Source organism: Ketogulonicigenium robustum (assembly GCF_002117445.1).
GTDB classification, from domain to species: Bacteria; Pseudomonadota; Alphaproteobacteria; order Rhodobacterales; family Rhodobacteraceae; genus Ketogulonicigenium; species Ketogulonicigenium robustum.
In genome coordinates, this window is sequence record NZ_CP019937.1 from 1,625,016 (window position 1) to 1,640,960 (window position 15,945).

17 protein-coding genes are annotated in these 15,945 nt (G+C 61.2%); 7 read left to right on the forward strand and 10 right to left on the reverse strand.

Going from position 1 to position 15,945, the window contains the following annotated elements; translation table 11 throughout:
* Positions 1-32: 32 nt before the first annotated feature.
* The gene (locus BVG79_RS08035; RefSeq protein ID WP_085786426.1) at positions 33-794 is read left to right on the forward strand and encodes a trypsin-like serine peptidase; all 762 of its coding nucleotides are present in this window, start codon (positions 33-35) and stop codon (positions 792-794) included.
* Between the two features lie 128 nt (positions 795-922).
* The gene (locus BVG79_RS08040) at positions 923-1,396 is read left to right on the forward strand and encodes an Hsp20 family protein (RefSeq protein WP_085787322.1); all 474 of its coding nucleotides are present in this window, start codon (positions 923-925) and stop codon (positions 1,394-1,396) included.
* 39 nt (positions 1,397-1,435) lie between these two features.
* On the opposite strand, the gene BVG79_RS08045 is transcribed toward BVG79_RS08040, so the two are convergent.
* From BVG79_RS08045 to BVG79_RS08065, 5 genes are all read right to left on the reverse strand, one after another.
* Positions 1,436-1,903 carry a GNAT family N-acetyltransferase gene (locus tag BVG79_RS08045; protein WP_085786427.1) on the reverse strand — a complete coding sequence of 156 codons (468 nt, stop codon included), beginning with the start codon at positions 1,901-1,903 and terminating at the stop codon, positions 1,436-1,438.
* On the reverse strand, positions 1,903-4,737 hold the full coding sequence (gene polA, locus BVG79_RS08050) for a DNA polymerase I (RefSeq protein WP_085786428.1): 2,835 nt from the start codon (positions 4,735-4,737) through the stop codon (positions 1,903-1,905). The genes BVG79_RS08045 and polA overlap by 1 nt, the downstream gene beginning before the upstream one ends.
* A gap of 65 nt (positions 4,738-4,802) precedes the next feature.
* A complete protein-coding gene (locus BVG79_RS08055) occupies positions 4,803-5,012 on the reverse strand; it encodes a zinc-finger domain-containing protein (RefSeq protein ID WP_085786429.1) in 210 nt (69 codons plus the stop codon).
* Positions 5,013-5,032: 20 nt separating this feature from the next.
* Positions 5,033-5,395: an HIT domain-containing protein gene (locus BVG79_RS08060; RefSeq protein ID WP_085786430.1), complete on the reverse strand. Its 363-nt coding sequence runs from the start codon at positions 5,393-5,395 to the stop codon at positions 5,033-5,035.
* Between the two features lie 18 nt (positions 5,396-5,413).
* On the reverse strand, positions 5,414-6,991 hold the full coding sequence (locus BVG79_RS08065) for a DUF5928 domain-containing protein (protein ID WP_085786431.1): 1,578 nt from the start codon (positions 6,989-6,991) through the stop codon (positions 5,414-5,416).
* Positions 6,992-7,148: 157 nt separating this feature from the next.
* Here BVG79_RS08065 and BVG79_RS08070 point away from each other — a divergent pair, with 157 nt between their 5' ends.
* Both BVG79_RS08070 and thyX read left to right on the forward strand, forming a co-directional pair.
* Complete coding sequence (locus BVG79_RS08070) at positions 7,149-7,967, forward strand: sulfotransferase family protein (RefSeq protein ID WP_085786432.1); 819 nt, start codon at positions 7,149-7,151, stop codon at positions 7,965-7,967.
* Positions 7,968-8,060: 93 nt separating this feature from the next.
* Complete coding sequence (gene thyX / locus BVG79_RS08075; RefSeq protein WP_085786433.1) at positions 8,061-8,966, forward strand: FAD-dependent thymidylate synthase; 906 nt, start codon at positions 8,061-8,063, stop codon at positions 8,964-8,966.
* Here the strand turns inward: thyX and BVG79_RS08080 are convergent.
* From BVG79_RS08080 to BVG79_RS08100, 5 genes are all read right to left on the reverse strand, one after another.
* The gene (locus BVG79_RS08080) at positions 8,963-9,526 is read right to left on the reverse strand and encodes a manganese efflux pump MntP (protein ID WP_085787323.1); all 564 of its coding nucleotides are present in this window, start codon (positions 9,524-9,526) and stop codon (positions 8,963-8,965) included. The two genes, thyX and BVG79_RS08080, sit on opposite strands and share 4 nt — an antisense overlap.
* Before the next feature lie 266 nt (positions 9,527-9,792).
* Positions 9,793-10,632 (reverse strand): ATP-binding protein, encoded by an 840-nt coding sequence (locus tag BVG79_RS08085; protein ID WP_085786434.1) that lies wholly within the window; start codon positions 10,630-10,632, stop codon positions 9,793-9,795.
* On the reverse strand, positions 10,629-11,504 hold the full coding sequence (gene tatC / locus BVG79_RS08090) for a twin-arginine translocase subunit TatC (protein WP_085786435.1): 876 nt from the start codon (positions 11,502-11,504) through the stop codon (positions 10,629-10,631). The genes BVG79_RS08085 and tatC overlap by 4 nt, the downstream gene beginning before the upstream one ends.
* The gene (locus BVG79_RS08095) at positions 11,501-12,082 is read right to left on the reverse strand and encodes a twin-arginine translocase TatA/TatE family subunit (RefSeq protein WP_085786436.1); all 582 of its coding nucleotides are present in this window, start codon (positions 12,080-12,082) and stop codon (positions 11,501-11,503) included. The genes tatC and BVG79_RS08095 overlap by 4 nt, the downstream gene beginning before the upstream one ends.
* 45 nt (positions 12,083-12,127) lie before the next feature.
* Positions 12,128-12,382 carry a twin-arginine translocase TatA/TatE family subunit gene (locus BVG79_RS08100; RefSeq protein ID WP_085787324.1) on the reverse strand — a complete coding sequence of 85 codons (255 nt, stop codon included), beginning with the start codon at positions 12,380-12,382 and terminating at the stop codon, positions 12,128-12,130.
* A 168-nt stretch (positions 12,383-12,550) separates the two neighbouring features.
* Between BVG79_RS08100 and BVG79_RS08105 the strand changes: the two genes are divergently transcribed.
* The 3 genes from BVG79_RS08105 (at position 12,551) to BVG79_RS08115 (ending at position 15,927) form a co-directional block, all read left to right on the forward strand.
* Positions 12,551-13,237: a helix-turn-helix transcriptional regulator gene (locus tag BVG79_RS08105; RefSeq protein ID WP_085786437.1), complete on the forward strand. Its 687-nt coding sequence runs from the start codon at positions 12,551-12,553 to the stop codon at positions 13,235-13,237.
* 139 nt (positions 13,238-13,376) lie between these two features.
* Positions 13,377-14,261: a Hint domain-containing protein gene (locus BVG79_RS08110; protein ID WP_198167829.1), complete on the forward strand. Its 885-nt coding sequence runs from the start codon at positions 13,377-13,379 to the stop codon at positions 14,259-14,261.
* 64 nt (positions 14,262-14,325) lie between these two features.
* Positions 14,326-15,927, forward strand: coding sequence for a peptide chain release factor 3 (locus tag BVG79_RS08115; protein ID WP_085786439.1), 1,602 nt, complete (start codon positions 14,326-14,328; stop codon positions 15,925-15,927).
* Positions 15,928-15,945 lie beyond the last annotated feature (18 nt).

Sequence of the window (15,945 nt, forward strand, 5' to 3'; positions counted from 1 at the left end):
CAAAACTGGCGCTGTGGCACAGGAGCCAACCCATGAAACACCACTGGCCCAAACCCAACTGGCGCAGGTGCGTGACACCTGTCTTCGTTGCGGCTGTGCTGTTGGGCGGCGGGAATGCCATCGCCCAAACCGTGCCAGCGGTGGGGCGCATCGAAATCAACGGCGCGGGGCATTGCAGTGCGGTTCTGATTGCACCTGACCAGGTGCTGACGGCGGCGCATTGCCTGTTCGACCCTGCCACCGGCGCGCGCCTGCCCGCGCAAGACATTGTCTTTCAAGCTGGTTTTTCACACGGGCGCGCCATGGCATTTCGGCAAATCCGCCGCATGACGGTGCACCCCGACCATCGCCCCGACACGGCACCCTCTGGCAACGCAGCACGCAGCGCGGCGGATCTGGCGTTACTGCAGTTGTTCCAACCGGTCACCGCGCTGTCGGGTATCACACCCCTCGTCATCGCGCCGGTCTTCCCGCGCGAGGGGGCCGTCACCCTTGTCGGCTATGGCAGCGGCGCGGCAAGCTACGTGCAGCAGCGCGAAAGCTGCGACCGCCACGGGGCGGACGGGGCGGTCTTGCTGTTTGCTTGCCATGTCGAACGCGGCGCATCGGGCGCGCCGCTGTTGGCGGAACGGGGCGATGCCGTGCAAATCATATCGCTAGTGTCGGCCGTCGGCCAAGTGGGCGGCGTCGATCTGGCGGTTGGCGTGGATGTGCCAGCCCAAATCGGCGCCCTGCGCGCGGCCTTTGATGCCGACGCCGCCCTTGGGGCCGAGCCACGCACGTCGCGGCGGTGAGCCCCTTGAAAGCTGCGTAACAGCCCCCAAATCAGTTGCATCGGGATGCCGGTGACCGGGCCCGATGGAACCGCCCTGCCATCTGATGGAGGGCACAACTTTCGTTATCGCTCATCTGGAGGATGACCATGCGTACCTTTGATCTTGCACCGCTTTACCGTGCCACTGTCGGTTTCGACCAAATCGCCGATCTGATCGACCGCACCCTGAGTGCCGACAGCACCCAAACCAATTACCCGCCCTACAACATCGAAAAAACCGCTGATGACGCTTGGCGCATCTCGGTCGCCGTTGCAGGCTTTGCCGATGACGAGCTGGATGTAGAACTGCGCGAAAACGCCCTGATCGTGACCGGCCGCAAGGCTGACGACACCACCGGCGAGCGTAAATTCCTGCATCGCGGTATCGCCACCCGCGCGTTCGAGCGCCGCTTCCAACTGGCCGATCACATCCGCGTCGAAGGCGCGACCCACGAAAACGGTATGCTGCACATCGATCTGGTTCGCGAGGTGCCCGAAGCGCTGAAGCCCCGCCGGATCGCCATCACCAATGCCGGCCCGAAAGTCGAGCAAGCCTTGGTTGAAGCAAAACCCGTCAACTAACCAAACGCGACAGCGCGGCCCCCATCGGGGCCGCGTTTTTTATTGGGCCACGCGATAGACTTTCTGCACACGCCCATTGGCTGTTTGCCACGTCTGGAACCCCATCGCAGCGTAATACGCCTGCCCTTCGGGATTATCCGCCCCGATCGATGCATCGATCTGCGTGACACCCGCATGCCGCGCCGCCGCCAGCGTACACGCGAAAAGTGCCCGCCCGACCCCCTGCCCGTGCGCATCGGGGCTGACATGGGTACCAATTGCGCCCCAGCCTTCGGGGGTGCCATAGGCGCTATCTGGCCCTGCAATCGTCAGCGACTGAAACCCGACAACCTGCTCCGCGCCATCGATGGCGACAGTGCAGCACACGCTTGCAGGGTTTTCGATGTAGGTCGCAAGGCAATATGCGGCGTCGCTGGCGCGCATCCGCCCGGTCAGCGCGATGATGTCACGCAGAATTTGCGCCATACCGGCCGCGTCGGCAGGCTGCGCATCGCGGTAGGTCAGCATCAGTGCGCCTCGGCCCAGCTGTGGCCTTTTCCTGCCTCGACCACCAGTTTCAGGCCCAAATGCACGGCGGGGGCCGAAGCATTTTCCATGATATCACGCGCCACATCGATCAGCTTGTCGGCGGCGGGGGCCTCGACCTCGAACAGCAGTTCGTCGTGAACTTGCAGCAGCATCTTTGCGGGCAGGTCGGCGATGGCAGGTTCCATGCGGATCATGGCGCGGCGGATGATGTCGGCGGCGGTGCCCTGAATCGGTGCGTTGATCGCAGCGCGGCGGGCGAAACCTGCGGTCGGGCCCTTGGCGTTAATTTCGGGGGTGTTGATACGGCGCCCAAACATGGTGCGCACATGGCCATGTTCCTTGGCGTAGGCCACAGTCTCGTCCATGTAGGCCCGAATACCGGGGAAGCGTTCAAAATACCGATCGATAAAGGCCTGTGCGCGGTCGCGGGGAATGCGCAGGTTACGGGCCAACCCGAAGGCCGAAATGCCGTAGATCACCCCGAAGTTGATCGCTTTGGCCTGACGGCGGATTTCGGATGTCATATCCTCTAGCGGGACGTTGAACATCTCGGATGCGGTGGCGGCGTGAATATCGATGCCCTGCCGGAAAGCATCTTTCAGCGCCTCGATCCCCGCAACTTCAGCCAGAATGCGCAGCTCGATCTGGCTATAGTCCAGCGATACCAGCACTTTGCCGGCAGGCGCGACGAAAGCACCGCGAATACGGCGGCCTTCCTCGGTCCGCACCGGAATGTTCTGCAGGTTCGGGTCGGTCGAGGCCAGCCGCCCCGTGATCGCGCCCGCGATGGAGTACGACGTATGCACCCGCCCCGTGTCGGGGTTGATATGGTCTTGCAGCGCGTCAGTATAGGTCGATTTCAGCTTCGACAGCTGCCGCCAATCCAGCACCAAGCCCGGCAAGGCGTGTTCGGTGGCCAAATCTTCCAGCACATCCGCGCCCGTGCCCCACGCGCCATTCTTGCCCTTGGTTCCGCCCGGCAGGCCCATTTCGTCAAACAGGATTTCGCCCAGTTGCTTGGGCGATCCGACGTTGAAACTGCGTCCCGCGCTGGCGTGAATTTCTTCCTCAAGCTGCACCATTTTCTGCGCAAAGGCGTTCGACATGCGTGCCAGCGTATCGCGGTCGACTTGCACGCCAGCCATTTCCATCCGCGCCAGCACGGGGATCAGGGGGCGTTCCAATGTCTCGTACACCGTCGTCACGCGCGCTGTGTGCAACTGCGGCTTGAAATGGTGCCACAGGCGCAGGGTGACATCCGCATCCTCGGCAGCGTAAGTCGCGGCTTTGTCGATGGGGACGTGATCGAAGGTCACCATGGATTTGCCCGACCCGATCAGATCCTTGATGGGGATGGGGCGGTGATTCAGATAAAGCTCGGACAGATCGTCCATGCCGTGGTTGTGCAGCCCCGCATTCAGCGCGTAGCTGAGCAGCATCGTATCATCGACCGGCGCCAGCGTGATGCCGTGGCGCGCCATGATTTTGACATCGTATTTGATGTTCTGGCCGATTTTCAGAACGGATGGGTCTTCCAGAACGGGGCGCAAGGCTGCTAGCACATCGTTCAGTGGCAACTGGCCTGAGGCCAAGCTGTTGTCTGCAAACAGATCGTCACCGCCTTGGGACAAATGCCCCACAGGGATATAAGCGGCCACGCCCGGTTGCGTCGCCAGCGAGATACCGACCAGCTCCGCCTGCATCTCATCCAGACTGGTGGTTTCGGTGTCGAATGCGACGAAGCCCTGCTGGCGAATGGCGGCGATCCATTGGGCCAAGACCTCGGCGGTGGTGATCGTGACATAACCGCTGTGATCGATGGGGGCCGTCGGCGGGGCGATGGGCGCGGGGGCATCGGCCTTTGGCGCGGCGGCTTTGGTCACCGCTGCGGCAATCATCGGGGCATCGACCCCCATGCGGTCAGCCACCCGCTTGGACATCGTGCGGAACTCCATCTGCGTCAGGAAGGCCAGCAGCGTATCGGCATCGGGCGCGCGCAGCGTCAGATCGTCCAGATCGAAATCGAGCGGCACGTGGTTGTCCAACTGCACAAGTCGCTGCGAGATTCGGATTTGGTCAGCAAAATTCAGCAGCGTTTCTCGGCGTTTGGGTTGTTTGATCTGCGCTGCGCTGGCCAGCAGGGTTTCCAGATCACCGTATTCGTTGATCAGCTGCGCGGCGGTTTTGATACCGATGCCCGGCGCCCCCGGCACGTTATCGACCGAATCCCCTGCCAGCGCTTGCACATCAACCACGCGCTGCGGCCCGACCCCGAACTTTTCAACGACACCTTCGGCGTCGATCACCTTGTTCTTCATCGGGTCGAACATGACGACCTGCGGGCCGACCAGCTGCATCAGGTCTTTGTCGGATGAAATGACCGTGACCCGCCCACCCGCTTCGGCCGCTTGTCGCGCAAGGGTGGCGATGATGTCGTCAGCCTCGAACCCTTCGATTTCTTTATAGACGATATTGAAGGCGGCTGTGGCCGCGCGCGTCAGGGGGAACTGGGGGCGCAGATCCTCGGGCAGCGGCGGGCGGTGCGCCTTGTATTCGGGGTAGATACCATTGCGGAAGGTGATCGACCCCTTATCGAAGATCACCGCAATATGGCTCGCGGCCTCGGGGCCGGTGTTGTTTTCGACATAGCGCTGCAGCATGGCGCAAAAGCCAGCAACAGCCCCTACAGGCAGCCCGTCGGACTTGCGCGTCAGCGGCGGCAGCGCGTGATAGGCCCGAAAGATATAGGCCGACCCGTCGATCAAGTGCAGATGGCTGCCCGCGCCAAAGGGGGCTTTGATGGTGTCCGTCATGCTGCGCTCCTGTCCGTCCGTGCTAGGGCAAGCTTTGACAGAAACGCAGCCTTCTGGCCAGACGGCTAGTGCCCCTGCCCCTCGCCGCCGACCTGCACAAAACGGGCATCGCAATAGGGGCAATCGACGAAATCCTGCCCCGGCGGGATCGATAGCCACACACGCGGATGGCCCAGCACGGGGCTGTTGGTCAGACCATCACAGGCGACGCGCGACGCGCTGACGGTGCGGATGACAGGCGCAGGTCGGTTCAGTTGAACGGCGGGCGTGGACATCGTTTATCCTTTCGGGCGGATTATGCGGGCAGAAGCGGCCCCAGATTACGGCCACCCAGCAGATGCAGGTGAAAATGCGGCACTTCCTGGTTCGAATCGGGGCCGGCGTTGCCGATCACGCGAAAGCCGGTCGGCAAATCCAGCGTGGCGACCAACTGCGCCAGCGCGGCGTTGAAGCCCAGCTGTTCCTCGGGCGAGGCTTCGGCGACGAAATGGCCGAAGTCGACATACGGCCCCTTGGGGATCAGCAGCACGTGCACGGGCGCCTGCGGGTGAATGTCGTAAAACGCCAGCGCATGGTCGGTTTCAAGGACGGTCTTGTTCGGAATCTCGCCGCGCAGAATTTTGGCGAAAATGTTGTTCGAATCGTATTGCTTGCTCACGCCGAGCCTCCGACAGGGTTAGTCGCTGAAAATATAGGGTGTGTGGATGATTTCGGTCGCAGCATCCGGCTTGATCCCAAAGAATTCGACCAGCGCCGCAACGTTTTGCGCCTCGGGGCCACTTTCCTGCACACGGTGGTGGAAGGTGAAGCCCATGTCACGCATCCGCTCGCTCTCTAGGGTGAGGTCGGCGCGCACGGCGGGGATCAGCCGTTCCAACAAATCCGACGGCGAGCGTTCGGACGCCAGCCCCACACGCGTCGCATGGCCGCGCAGGAAATCGTCCGAGAGGTCACATTCGATTTCCAGCACGCGCATTGTCGCGCGGTCGGATTCAAAATCGCTCATCAATTCAACGTTGGACGGATCGAGGCAGACGACTAGCTTGTCGGAATCGAAGTATTCGAACAGCATCCGCAACAGCGCACGGCGGTGGCGGGTGCGCTTGGCCACCGTGGTCTGGATACCCCCCAGATCGGGCAGCGGCGCGCGATCTTCGTTGAACATGTATTCCAGCGACGGCAGCCCGGTAACGCGCGATGCCGCCTGCACGAACCGCTTGGCGACGTGCCACTTTTTACACACGACGACCAGCACCTCGCGGCCGCGCCCGACGGATGTGATCTCCTCCCAGAAACGGGGGGCGAAGCGTTGGCCGACGCGGCCGCGGCCGGTCTGGAATTTGAAGAGGTTGCGCCCCTCGCCCGAGATCTGGAAATCGTCGCGGTCCGACCCGTAAAGCTGACCCAGCCGCAAGCGCAGGTCCTTGGCCTCGGGCGAGATCTTGCGCGCGAACAGATAGTCTTGCGAGACCAGCAGGTCGTAATGGTCGTTATAGAACACCACCGGCATGCCGTAATCGGTGAACATCAGGAACGTCAGCGTCCGCCGGCGGATTTCACGGTCGGGCACCAAGTGCGGCACGAGGGTCTGGAAAAACGTCTCGTCCGGGATCCAGGTCGTGCGGAAGAAGCGCACGACATCGGCACGCTGGTCAATGAATTTCAGAATCGCCTCGATCGTGTGACGGCGCAGGCACCACCACTGCGAGCCGATCATGATCTGCATGTCTTCGGGCACGGGCCGCGTCAGCCCGAACTTTTGCTGCAGATCGTAGCTCCAGTAAAACAGCTTCTTTTGTGTGCGCTCATTGAAGAAGTGCCTATAGATCAGGCGCTCTTCCTTGAAACCGGTCTTGATCCATTCACTCTCGAAGAAGTCGAAACACTCGATGAAATCGGCGTCCTGCTCCTCGAGGTAGCGGTGCGTGTAGATCGCCGATTTGACCGCCATGCAGTCGCCCGAGACCATGTAGAAATGCGTGGCATCGGGGAATGCCGATTCGGCTGCCCGCACCGCCTCGATCGTCGCTTCGACCAAGCTCCACTCGCCCCAGCCGCACTTCAGGCGGCGGCGCGCGAAGGTCACGCCGGGGTTTCCGGCCAATGTACGCTGGATCTCGTCGTAATCTTCTTGCGCGGCGCGCCCGTCGAAGTGAATCGCAACACAGTCACCGCCGCTGGTCAGCTGCATCGCCTGATTGATAATCGCTTTCGCGTCTTTATGGCACAAAAGTATAAAGGCAATCTTTGTCATAACACTTGATACCTGCGAGAGCGTCGGTTGGCTATTGATAGCTGGCCTAGGTGCTGGATAGAAGAATACTAAAGCGGGTTTTGACCCTATTGCCAGCACCTTCTAGGCTGTGGTTGGGTATTTCCTGAAAGTTGTGCACCAGAAAAAGGCCTGTGAAATGAGTTTCCCCGGAACTTGGATGACCGAGAGCGAAAGCATGATCTATCGCGTCGTTCCAAAATGCGCCTGCTCGACCATCGGCCAGATCATGTATTACTCGGATCACGGCAGCTTCTTCGATGGCGACATCCACGACTCGACTAAGGGTCTGCACAAGTGGAACCAGCCCGAAAGCCAGCCCCTGATCACCGAGGCCGTCACTGCACACAACGCCTATGTGTTCACCTGCGTGCGCAACCCCTACACCCGCATCCTGTCGTCGTTCTTTGACAAAATCGCCGGCATCCAGCGCAACGGGCGGCGCTACCGCGGCAATCTGGTGCCGCAGTTGGTACAAAAATACGGGATCGAGGTAGGCTCGCCCGAAGACGAGTTCGATTTCGACCAGATCAAAAGCTTCCGCCGCTTCTTGCTGTTCGCGCGTGACACCATCCGTTTCCGCAAGCCGATGGAACCCGACATTCACTGGTCGGCCATGTCGGGCCACATTGCCACGTTCATCGCCAACGGCGGTCGCTACAACTCGATCTTCTGGACCGAGAAGTTCAACGACGGCATGGATAAAGTACTGAAGAAGAGCAAAACGCCCAATAAAGTCGACATCAAGTCCATTCCCCGCTTTAACGAAAGCGAAGGGCACGGGCCCAAGCGCCTCTATCCCGTCGAGGATTACTTCGACGACCTGTCGATGCATCTGATGTTCGAAATCTACAAGCGCGACTTCCGCCTGTACAAATACGACTTTGAGAACCCCGCGAACAAGAACCCGATCGGCGAGATCGATCTGGACGAAGTTCACAAAAAGCTGGCGCGCTAAGCCCGGCTGTTACCCCGCCGTAGGGCTTGTTCCCTGCGGCGCGGTAACCTATCCCCGTCGCACGATACCCGTTGACGACAGCCGGAGAGCCCCATGCCCCTATCCCCCGAGCAGATCGGCGAAATTGCCGCCCAACGCGCCGACACCCAGCCCACGTTGCGCGCCGTCAGCCCCGGGATGGAGGCACATCTTTTCAACGCCTTGCCCGTGCTGGATCACGGTTTCGTCCGCGTAGTGGATTACATGGGCGACGATAACGCGATCGTTCAGGCGGCCCGCGTGTCTTACGGCAAGGGCACGAAATCGGTCAGCAATGACGAAGGGCTGATTCGCTACCTGATGCGGCACTGGCACTCGACCCCGTTCGAGATGTGCGAGGTGAAGCTGCACGTGAAGTTGCCGGTTTTTGTGGCCCGCCAGTGGATTCGCCACAGGACGGCAAACGTGAACGAATATTCGGGCCGCTACAGCATTCTCGATCGGGAATTTTATATCCCCTCGCCCGAACATCTGGCCGCGCAGTCGGTGGTGAACAATCAAGGCCGGGGTGCGCCCCTGTCCGGCGAGGAAGCCGCCCGCGTATTGGAATGGCTGAAGCAAGACGCCGGCCGCGCCTATGACCATTACGAGGCGATGATCAGCCAGGAAGGTCAGCAAGGCCTAGCCCGCGAGCTGGCCCGTATGAACCTGCCCGCGAACATCTATACGCAATGGTACTGGAAGGTTGACCTGCACAACCTGCTGCATTTCCTGCGCCTGCGCGCCGATGCCCACGCGCAATACGAAATCCGCGTCTATGCCGATGCGATCTGCCAGATCGTGAAAGATTGGGTGCCCCTCGCCTATAAGGCGTTCGAGGATTACCGATTGGGGGCCGTATCGCTGTCGGCCCAGCAGGTCGACGTGATCAAGCGCCGCCTTGCCGGCGAGGATGTCGTTCAAGAGACATCCGGCATGAGCAAGGGCGAGTGGCGCGAGTTCACCGCGATCTGGGGTTAGCCCGCCCCGCTCAAATGCTCGATCAAGATCATCAGGCCTAGCCCGCACAGGGCCAGGCCGCCCAAGCCTTCGGCAACGCGGCCAAAGCGGTTCCCCAGCAAGCGCCCTGCCAGCATACCCGATGTGCTCATCAACATCGTCGCACAGCCAATCGCCAGCGCAATGACGATGATATTCGCATTCAAGAACGCCAGCGACACGCCAATCGCCATCGCATCGATAGATGTTCCGATGGCGGTCAAAACAGTCGCCCACAGGGCTGTGTCGGCGCGCGAGGCTGCATCGTCGTGGTGCAGCGCCTGCCAAACCATATGCGCGCCGACGCCGCCCAGCAGCGCAAACGCGATCCAGTGATCGACCGCGTCTATGTATTGGCTGGCCGCCACGCCCAGAACCCAGCCGATCAAGGGGGTGATCGCCTCGACCACGCCGAAAATAAGCCCGGTACGCAGCGCGGTGCCGAAGCTGACACGCGGCAGCGCCGCGCCTTTGCCAACCGATGCGGCGAAGGCATCTACCGACATAGAAACGGCCAAAACGCCGATTGAGATCGGGGTCATCATATAATCCTCGGGGGCGTGCCGGGCGATGGTCGGACCCCGCCCGCAGGGTTCCCTCGCCACGGTCTTGCAAAGCCCCGATGGGCCGGACATGCCACGCGCATCTGGCGCGAGCCTGTTGACATGTCACCCGCTTGAAAAGCGATCGCTACTCCCCGATAGGGATCGGACTGCCCGTGATCTACATAAATTGCAAGCGAAAACAATAACTTACAAATGCGTCGCATTCGCAACTTGTAAATGGCGGGCCGAAAACCGGCCTGCCGTCAAAGCTTTACCCCGCGCCGGCCAGCCAGATCGGTGAAATATTGCCATGCGACACGCCCCGACCGGCTGCCACGCGTGGCCTGCCACTCGATCGCCTCGGCCCGCAGGGTCGCATCGTCAATCTCCACACCATAGGCGTCGCAATAGCCGCGAATCATGGTCAGGTAGTCGTCCTGCCCCGCGCCATGAAACCCCAACCACAGCCCGAAGCGGTCTGAAAGCGAGACCTTCTCCTCGACAGCTTCGGTCTCGTGGACCGCTGCTTGACGTTCGTTTTCGATCATATCGCGCGGCATCAGATGGCGCCGGTTCGAGGTGGCATAAAGGACGACATTCTCGGGCCGCCCCTCGATCCCACCATCCAGCACGGCTTTCAGCGCTTTGTAGTGCTGGTCGTCGCTGCTGAACGATAGATCGTCGCAGAACAGGATGAATCGCTCGGGTCGACCGCGCAGCAAATTCAGGCAACGGCTGATCGACGGCAGGTCTTCGCGCTGCACCTCGACGATTTTCAGCTTGGGAAGGTCCTGCGCAACAGCTCCATGAGCCGCTTTGACGAGGCTGGATTTTCCCATCCCCCGCGCGCCCCACAACAGGACGTTGTTGGCGGGCAGCCCTGCCGCGAATTGGCGCGTGTTCGCCAATAATGTGTCGCGCGCACGGTTGATGCCGACCAGTAACGACACATCAATACGGCTGACGGCAGTCACCGCCTCGAGGTGGTCAGGGTTGACGCGCCAGACGAATGCTGGCGCGTCAAAGTTCGGGGCGGGCTTTGGCGCGGGGGCCAGCCGCTCTAGCGCGGCGGCGATACGGGCAAGCTCGGTCGTATCGGTCATGGTTTGGTCGCCTTGGCATCAGCCTCGTCTTCCAATTCCTCGTCATCAACCCACAGCCCTTCGGCACGCAGCTGGGCCTCGCGCTTCTTTTCGTACCGGCGCACCAGATAGATCGAGACTTCGTAGAGCGGGTAGACCGCCGCGAACAAGACGATCTGACTGATGACATCGGGCGGCGTGGCAATTGCAGCCAGTATCAAAATGCCGACAATGGCATAGCGGCGCACAGCCGCCAAACCCGCCGCCGTCACGATACCAGCGCGCCCCAACAGCGTCAGCAAGACCGGCAACTGGAAGCACAATCCGAATGCCACGATCAGCGCCATGGTCAGCGACAGATATTCTTGTGCCGATCCTTGGAAGATAACGCTGGCGGGCGGCGCGCGGTCGGGGTCGATCACAGCGCTGCCGTCGGGCGCGAACTGCTGGAAGCCCAGGAAGAACGAATACGCCATCGGCATGATGACATAAAACGCGAAAACCGCACCGAGGACGAACATGATCGGCGATGCGAACATGAACGGCAAAAACGCATTCTTTTCAGACTTGTAAAGGCCGGGTGCCACAAAGCGCCACAGCTGGTAGCCGATAACCGGAAACGACAGCGCCAACCCACCGAGCATCGAGATTTTGACCGCAACGAAGAAGCCTTCTTGCGGGCTGATGAAGATCAACTGGCAGTCCTGACCGCGCTTTGCAAGCTCGGTACACAGCGGGGCGGTCAGGATGTTGAACACCGGCGTCGCAAAGAAGAAGCAGAATGTCATGGCCACGACGAAGGCCAGAATGCTCCAGATCAGGCGATTGCGCAGCTCGGCCAGATGTTCGATCAGCGGGGCTGCGGAATCGTCGATATCTTGCGGGGTGCTCATTGTGGTTTCTCGCTGATTGACGCGCTTTCGGGCGCAGCCACATCTGCCACAACCGGCGCAGGCGCGACAGATGCTTCAGCGGCTGGTGTCACTGCGACAGGTGTCGACGTGACGGGCGCAGGTGCGACTGGTGGGGCGAAGGTCGGTTTCCCCACACCCGCAGCCGATGCGCTAAGGGTGTTGCGATGCATCGCGGCGGCGCCAGTATCGCGCAAGGTCTTTTCAGCCTCTGCTTTGTCGCCGGCGGCCTCATCCTCGACCGTTGTGGGCTCGACCGTTGTGGGCGAAAGCCCCGCCGCATCGCGCAGCTTTTGCGCGCCATAGGCTTTCGGGTTTTTCGCCGCGCTTACGGCTGTATTCAGCGATTGGCCCGCCGAGCGCAGCGTCTGGTTGATCTCGCTGACGCCCGAATCTTTGGCCGCATCGTTCATGGCGCGCGAAAATTCCCGCGCCATTCCCTGCGCCTTGCCGACGAAATTCCCGATGTTGCGAAACAGCACCGGCAAATCCTTGGGCCCGACGACAATCAGGGCGACGATCCCGATGACCGCCATTTCCCCCATGCCTAGTTCAAACATGACTTCCGCCCCGCTTCCTTATCGTAACACCAGACCTTGTTCAGATCAGACCTTGTCTTTGGCCTCGGTGCTGACAGGCGTCACAACGGGCGCAACAGCGGCGTTTGCAGTCGGGGTCACATCACGCAACTCGTCAGCCGAGGATTCGAGTTCTTTTTTGCCATCATCGACGCCGCGCTTGAACGCGGTAATGCCTTTGCCGACCTCGCCCATCAGGCTCGAGATTTTGCCCCGGCCAAACAGAACCAGGACCACAACAGCGATCAGCAGAATGCCCATCGGGCCGATATTGTTAAACATGTCATTCTCCGCAGCAACCCGGCGCCGCAGCGCTCGGTGTAAATCCATGAGTCGTTTTGCACATGAAACGGCGGCACAGCCAAGCAGCCGCGCTGGGTTTGCAACGATTTTCGGCGGTTGCGCCTCTGCGCTTTGACAAAAACATGTCAGTATATTAGACTGCAGCGTATGGAGTCCCCCAAGAACGAACGCCTGTTTGCCATTTTGCAGCGCCTGCGCACCTTGGCGCCCGCTGCGCCTGCCGTGACCGCACAGGCTCTGGCCACCGAAAACAGGGTCACCCTGCGCACGATTTACCGCGATATCGCTGCGCTGATCGCGTCAGGCGTGCCGGTGCGTGGCACGCCCGGGCAAGGCTATCGCGTTGATTCGGGCCATGTGACACTGCCGCCCATGAACCTCAGCCTTGCCGAGGTCGAAGCCCTGCATATCGGCCTGACGATTCTGGGCGAGGCCGACGACCCCGCCCTTCGCAGCGCAGCGCGGGGGCTATCTGCAAAAATCGATGCCGCGCTGGCGGCAGATCTGCGGGATGCAGACCGTGGCTGGGCCTTGGCAGGGCCCGGTATCACCGCGCCGGTCGCTGGCGACGCCCCCGATGCCGCGCGCGGCTTTCACGACCTTCCGCTGCTGCGCAGCGCCATCGCGCGCCGCCAGAAAGTCGCGATCACCACCGCCGCAGCGTCCCCCCCTGCTATCGTCCGCCCGCTGCGCATCGACTATTGGGGCCGCATCTGGACGCTGACGTGTTGGAGCGAAACCGAAGCCCGTCAGATCAACCTGCGCACCGACCATATCTTAACGATACGCATTCTGCCGCAGCTGTTCTCGCCCGAGAACACGCCAATAACTTAGCTAAATACAATGCAAACTATGGAATACATATTAATGCCTCTGAAAAATCATTAACATAGCAGCCCTACACGCTTGACTTGTGTCCCGCCCGTGGGCCTATTCGGTGTAGTATTGTTTGCGGTGATTCAAAGGTATGGAAATGGAATTCGGATCGTCGGATCTGTTTTGCCAGTCTTTCATGGTTTTCAGCGGCAATGATTTTATCGCCACCGACGGGGTGGCCGAGGGCGACCCCCTGATCTTTGGTGAAGATCTTCTCGTCGACGATTATTATACCCTACAACCCGATGCGCTTCCGAACCGCCTTAGCATTGCGCAAAACGCGGGTGCGGCGCTGGTCGTCGGGCCGGATTCGGGCACCGGCACCGCAGGTAACACCGTGCATGTCGATAGCCACCTTCTGCTGATCGACCGCTTGGGCAACACCCTCGAGGCGCTGCTGTTGGTCGAGGAATTGGGCGGGCTGGCCGTAGCGATCCACCTTCTGCCGTTGGGGGCATTGCAGCCCAAGGTCGAATACCGCCTGTCGGGGATTCGCCAGCAGGGCACGCGGCACCGGCTGGCACAAGTGCCGCTGCTGCAATTTCCACTGGGAACCCGCGTTGCGACCGCCGACAACATTCTGCGCACTGTCGAAGACATCAAGACGGGCGACCGCATTCTGGCCGAGGATGGTCGCAAAATGACCGTGCATTGGGTCGGCGCGACCCCGCTGTTGTCATCGCGTGCGATGGCGCCTGTGATGGTGGATGCGGGCCGGTTTGGGAATGAAAAAGCGCTGCTTCTGTCGCCCCGCCACCGCGTGCTGGGGCAATTGCTGCGCAACAAAATGGGGCAAGATGGCATTCGCCAGATCGAACCCAAGCTGATGACCTATGTGCAGATGGTCGTTGTTGATCCGCAAGCGGTGCGGATCGATGGCGCGAGTGCAGATTGCCTGTTTATCGGCCACCCTGCCCGCAGCGCTGCCAATGCGCAGCACCCCGTGCCGCAGCAAGCCGCCGCCCAGCATAACTGGCGCTAGATTACTGACGCCAGCTGCGCGCGGATTTCTTGCCGTAGCTGCACGGATCGCCTATAGCCGCGCCATGCAAAACCAGACCTCGCCCCTCCCCGCCGAAATCGCCCGCCGTCGCACCTTCGCGATCATCGCGCACCCTGACGCGGGTAAAACGACACTGACCGAAAAATTCCTGCTGTTTGGTGGCGCCATCCAGATGGCCGGTCAGGTGCGCGCCAAGGGCGAGGCACGCCGGACGCGGTCCGACTTCATGAAGATGGAACAAGATCGCGGGATCTCGGTGTCGGCCTCGGCGATGTCGTTTGATTTCGGACAGTTCCGCTTCAACCTTGTCGACACCCCCGGCCACAGCGACTTTTCCGAAGATACCTACCGCACGCTGACCGCGGTGGATGCGGCGGTGATGGTCATCGACGGGGCGAAGGGCGTGGAAAGCCAAACGCGCAAGCTGTTCGAGGTCTGCCGCCTGCGCGACCTGCCGATCCTGACATTCTGTAACAAGATGGACCGCGAGGCCCGCGACACGTTCGAGATCATCGACGAGATCCAGGAAAATCTGGCCATCGACGTGGCCCCTGCCAGCTGGCCAATCGGATCGGGCCGCGACTTTTTGGGTTGCTACGACCTACTGCATGACCGGCTGGAGCTAATGGACCGCGCCGACCGCAACCGCGTCGCCGAGACAGTCTCGATCAGCGGGTTGGACGACCCCAAGCTGGCCGAACACATCCCCGCCGACATGCTGCAAAAGCTGCGCGAAGAGATTGAGATGGCGCGCGAACTGCTACCCGCCTTCGACCGCGAGCGTTTCCTTGAGGGGTCGATGACGCCGATCTGGTTTGGCTCGGCCATCAACTCGTTCGGCGTCAAGGAATTGATGACCGGCATCGGCGAATTTGGCCCCGAGCCTGAGCCGCAAAAAGCGGCCGAGCGCACCGTATCGGCGGCGGAAACCAAGGTGACGGGTTTTGTCTTCAAGGTGCAGGCAAATATGGACGCGCGCCACCGCGACCGCGTCGCATTCATCCGGCTTGCCTCGGGCCACTTTGAACGCGGGATGAAACTGGTGCATGTGCGGTCGAGAAAGCCGATGGCCGTGACTAACCCCGTGCTGTTTTTGGCCGCCGACCGCGAGCTGGCCGAAGAAGCTTGGGCCGGCGACATCATCGGCATCCCGAACCACGGCCAGCTGCGTATCGGCGATGCCCTGACCGAGGGAGAGACCCTGCACTTCACCGGCATCCCCAGCTTCGCCCCCGAATTGTTGCAAAACATCCGCGCGGGTGACCCGATGAAGGCCAAGCATCTGGAAAAAGCCCTGATGCAATTCGCCGAAGAAGGCGCGGCCAAGGTGTTCAAGCCGATGATCGGGTCGGGCTTTATCGTCGGCGTCGTCGGTGCCCTGCAGTTCGAGGTGCTAGCCAGCCGGATCGAGGTGGAATACGGCCTGCCCGTGCGGCTGGAAAGCTCGCAATTCACCTCGGCCCGCTGGGTGTCGGGCGAAAAAGATGCGGTCGAGGCTTTCGTATCGGCGAACAAACAGCACATCGCCACCGACAACGATGGCGATCTGGTCTACCTGACCCGCCTGCAGTGGGACATCGATCGCGTGGCCCGCGACTACCCCAAGATTGCGCTGACCGCGACCAAGGAGATGATGGTCTCGTAAGCCGAACAGTGGCTGGGG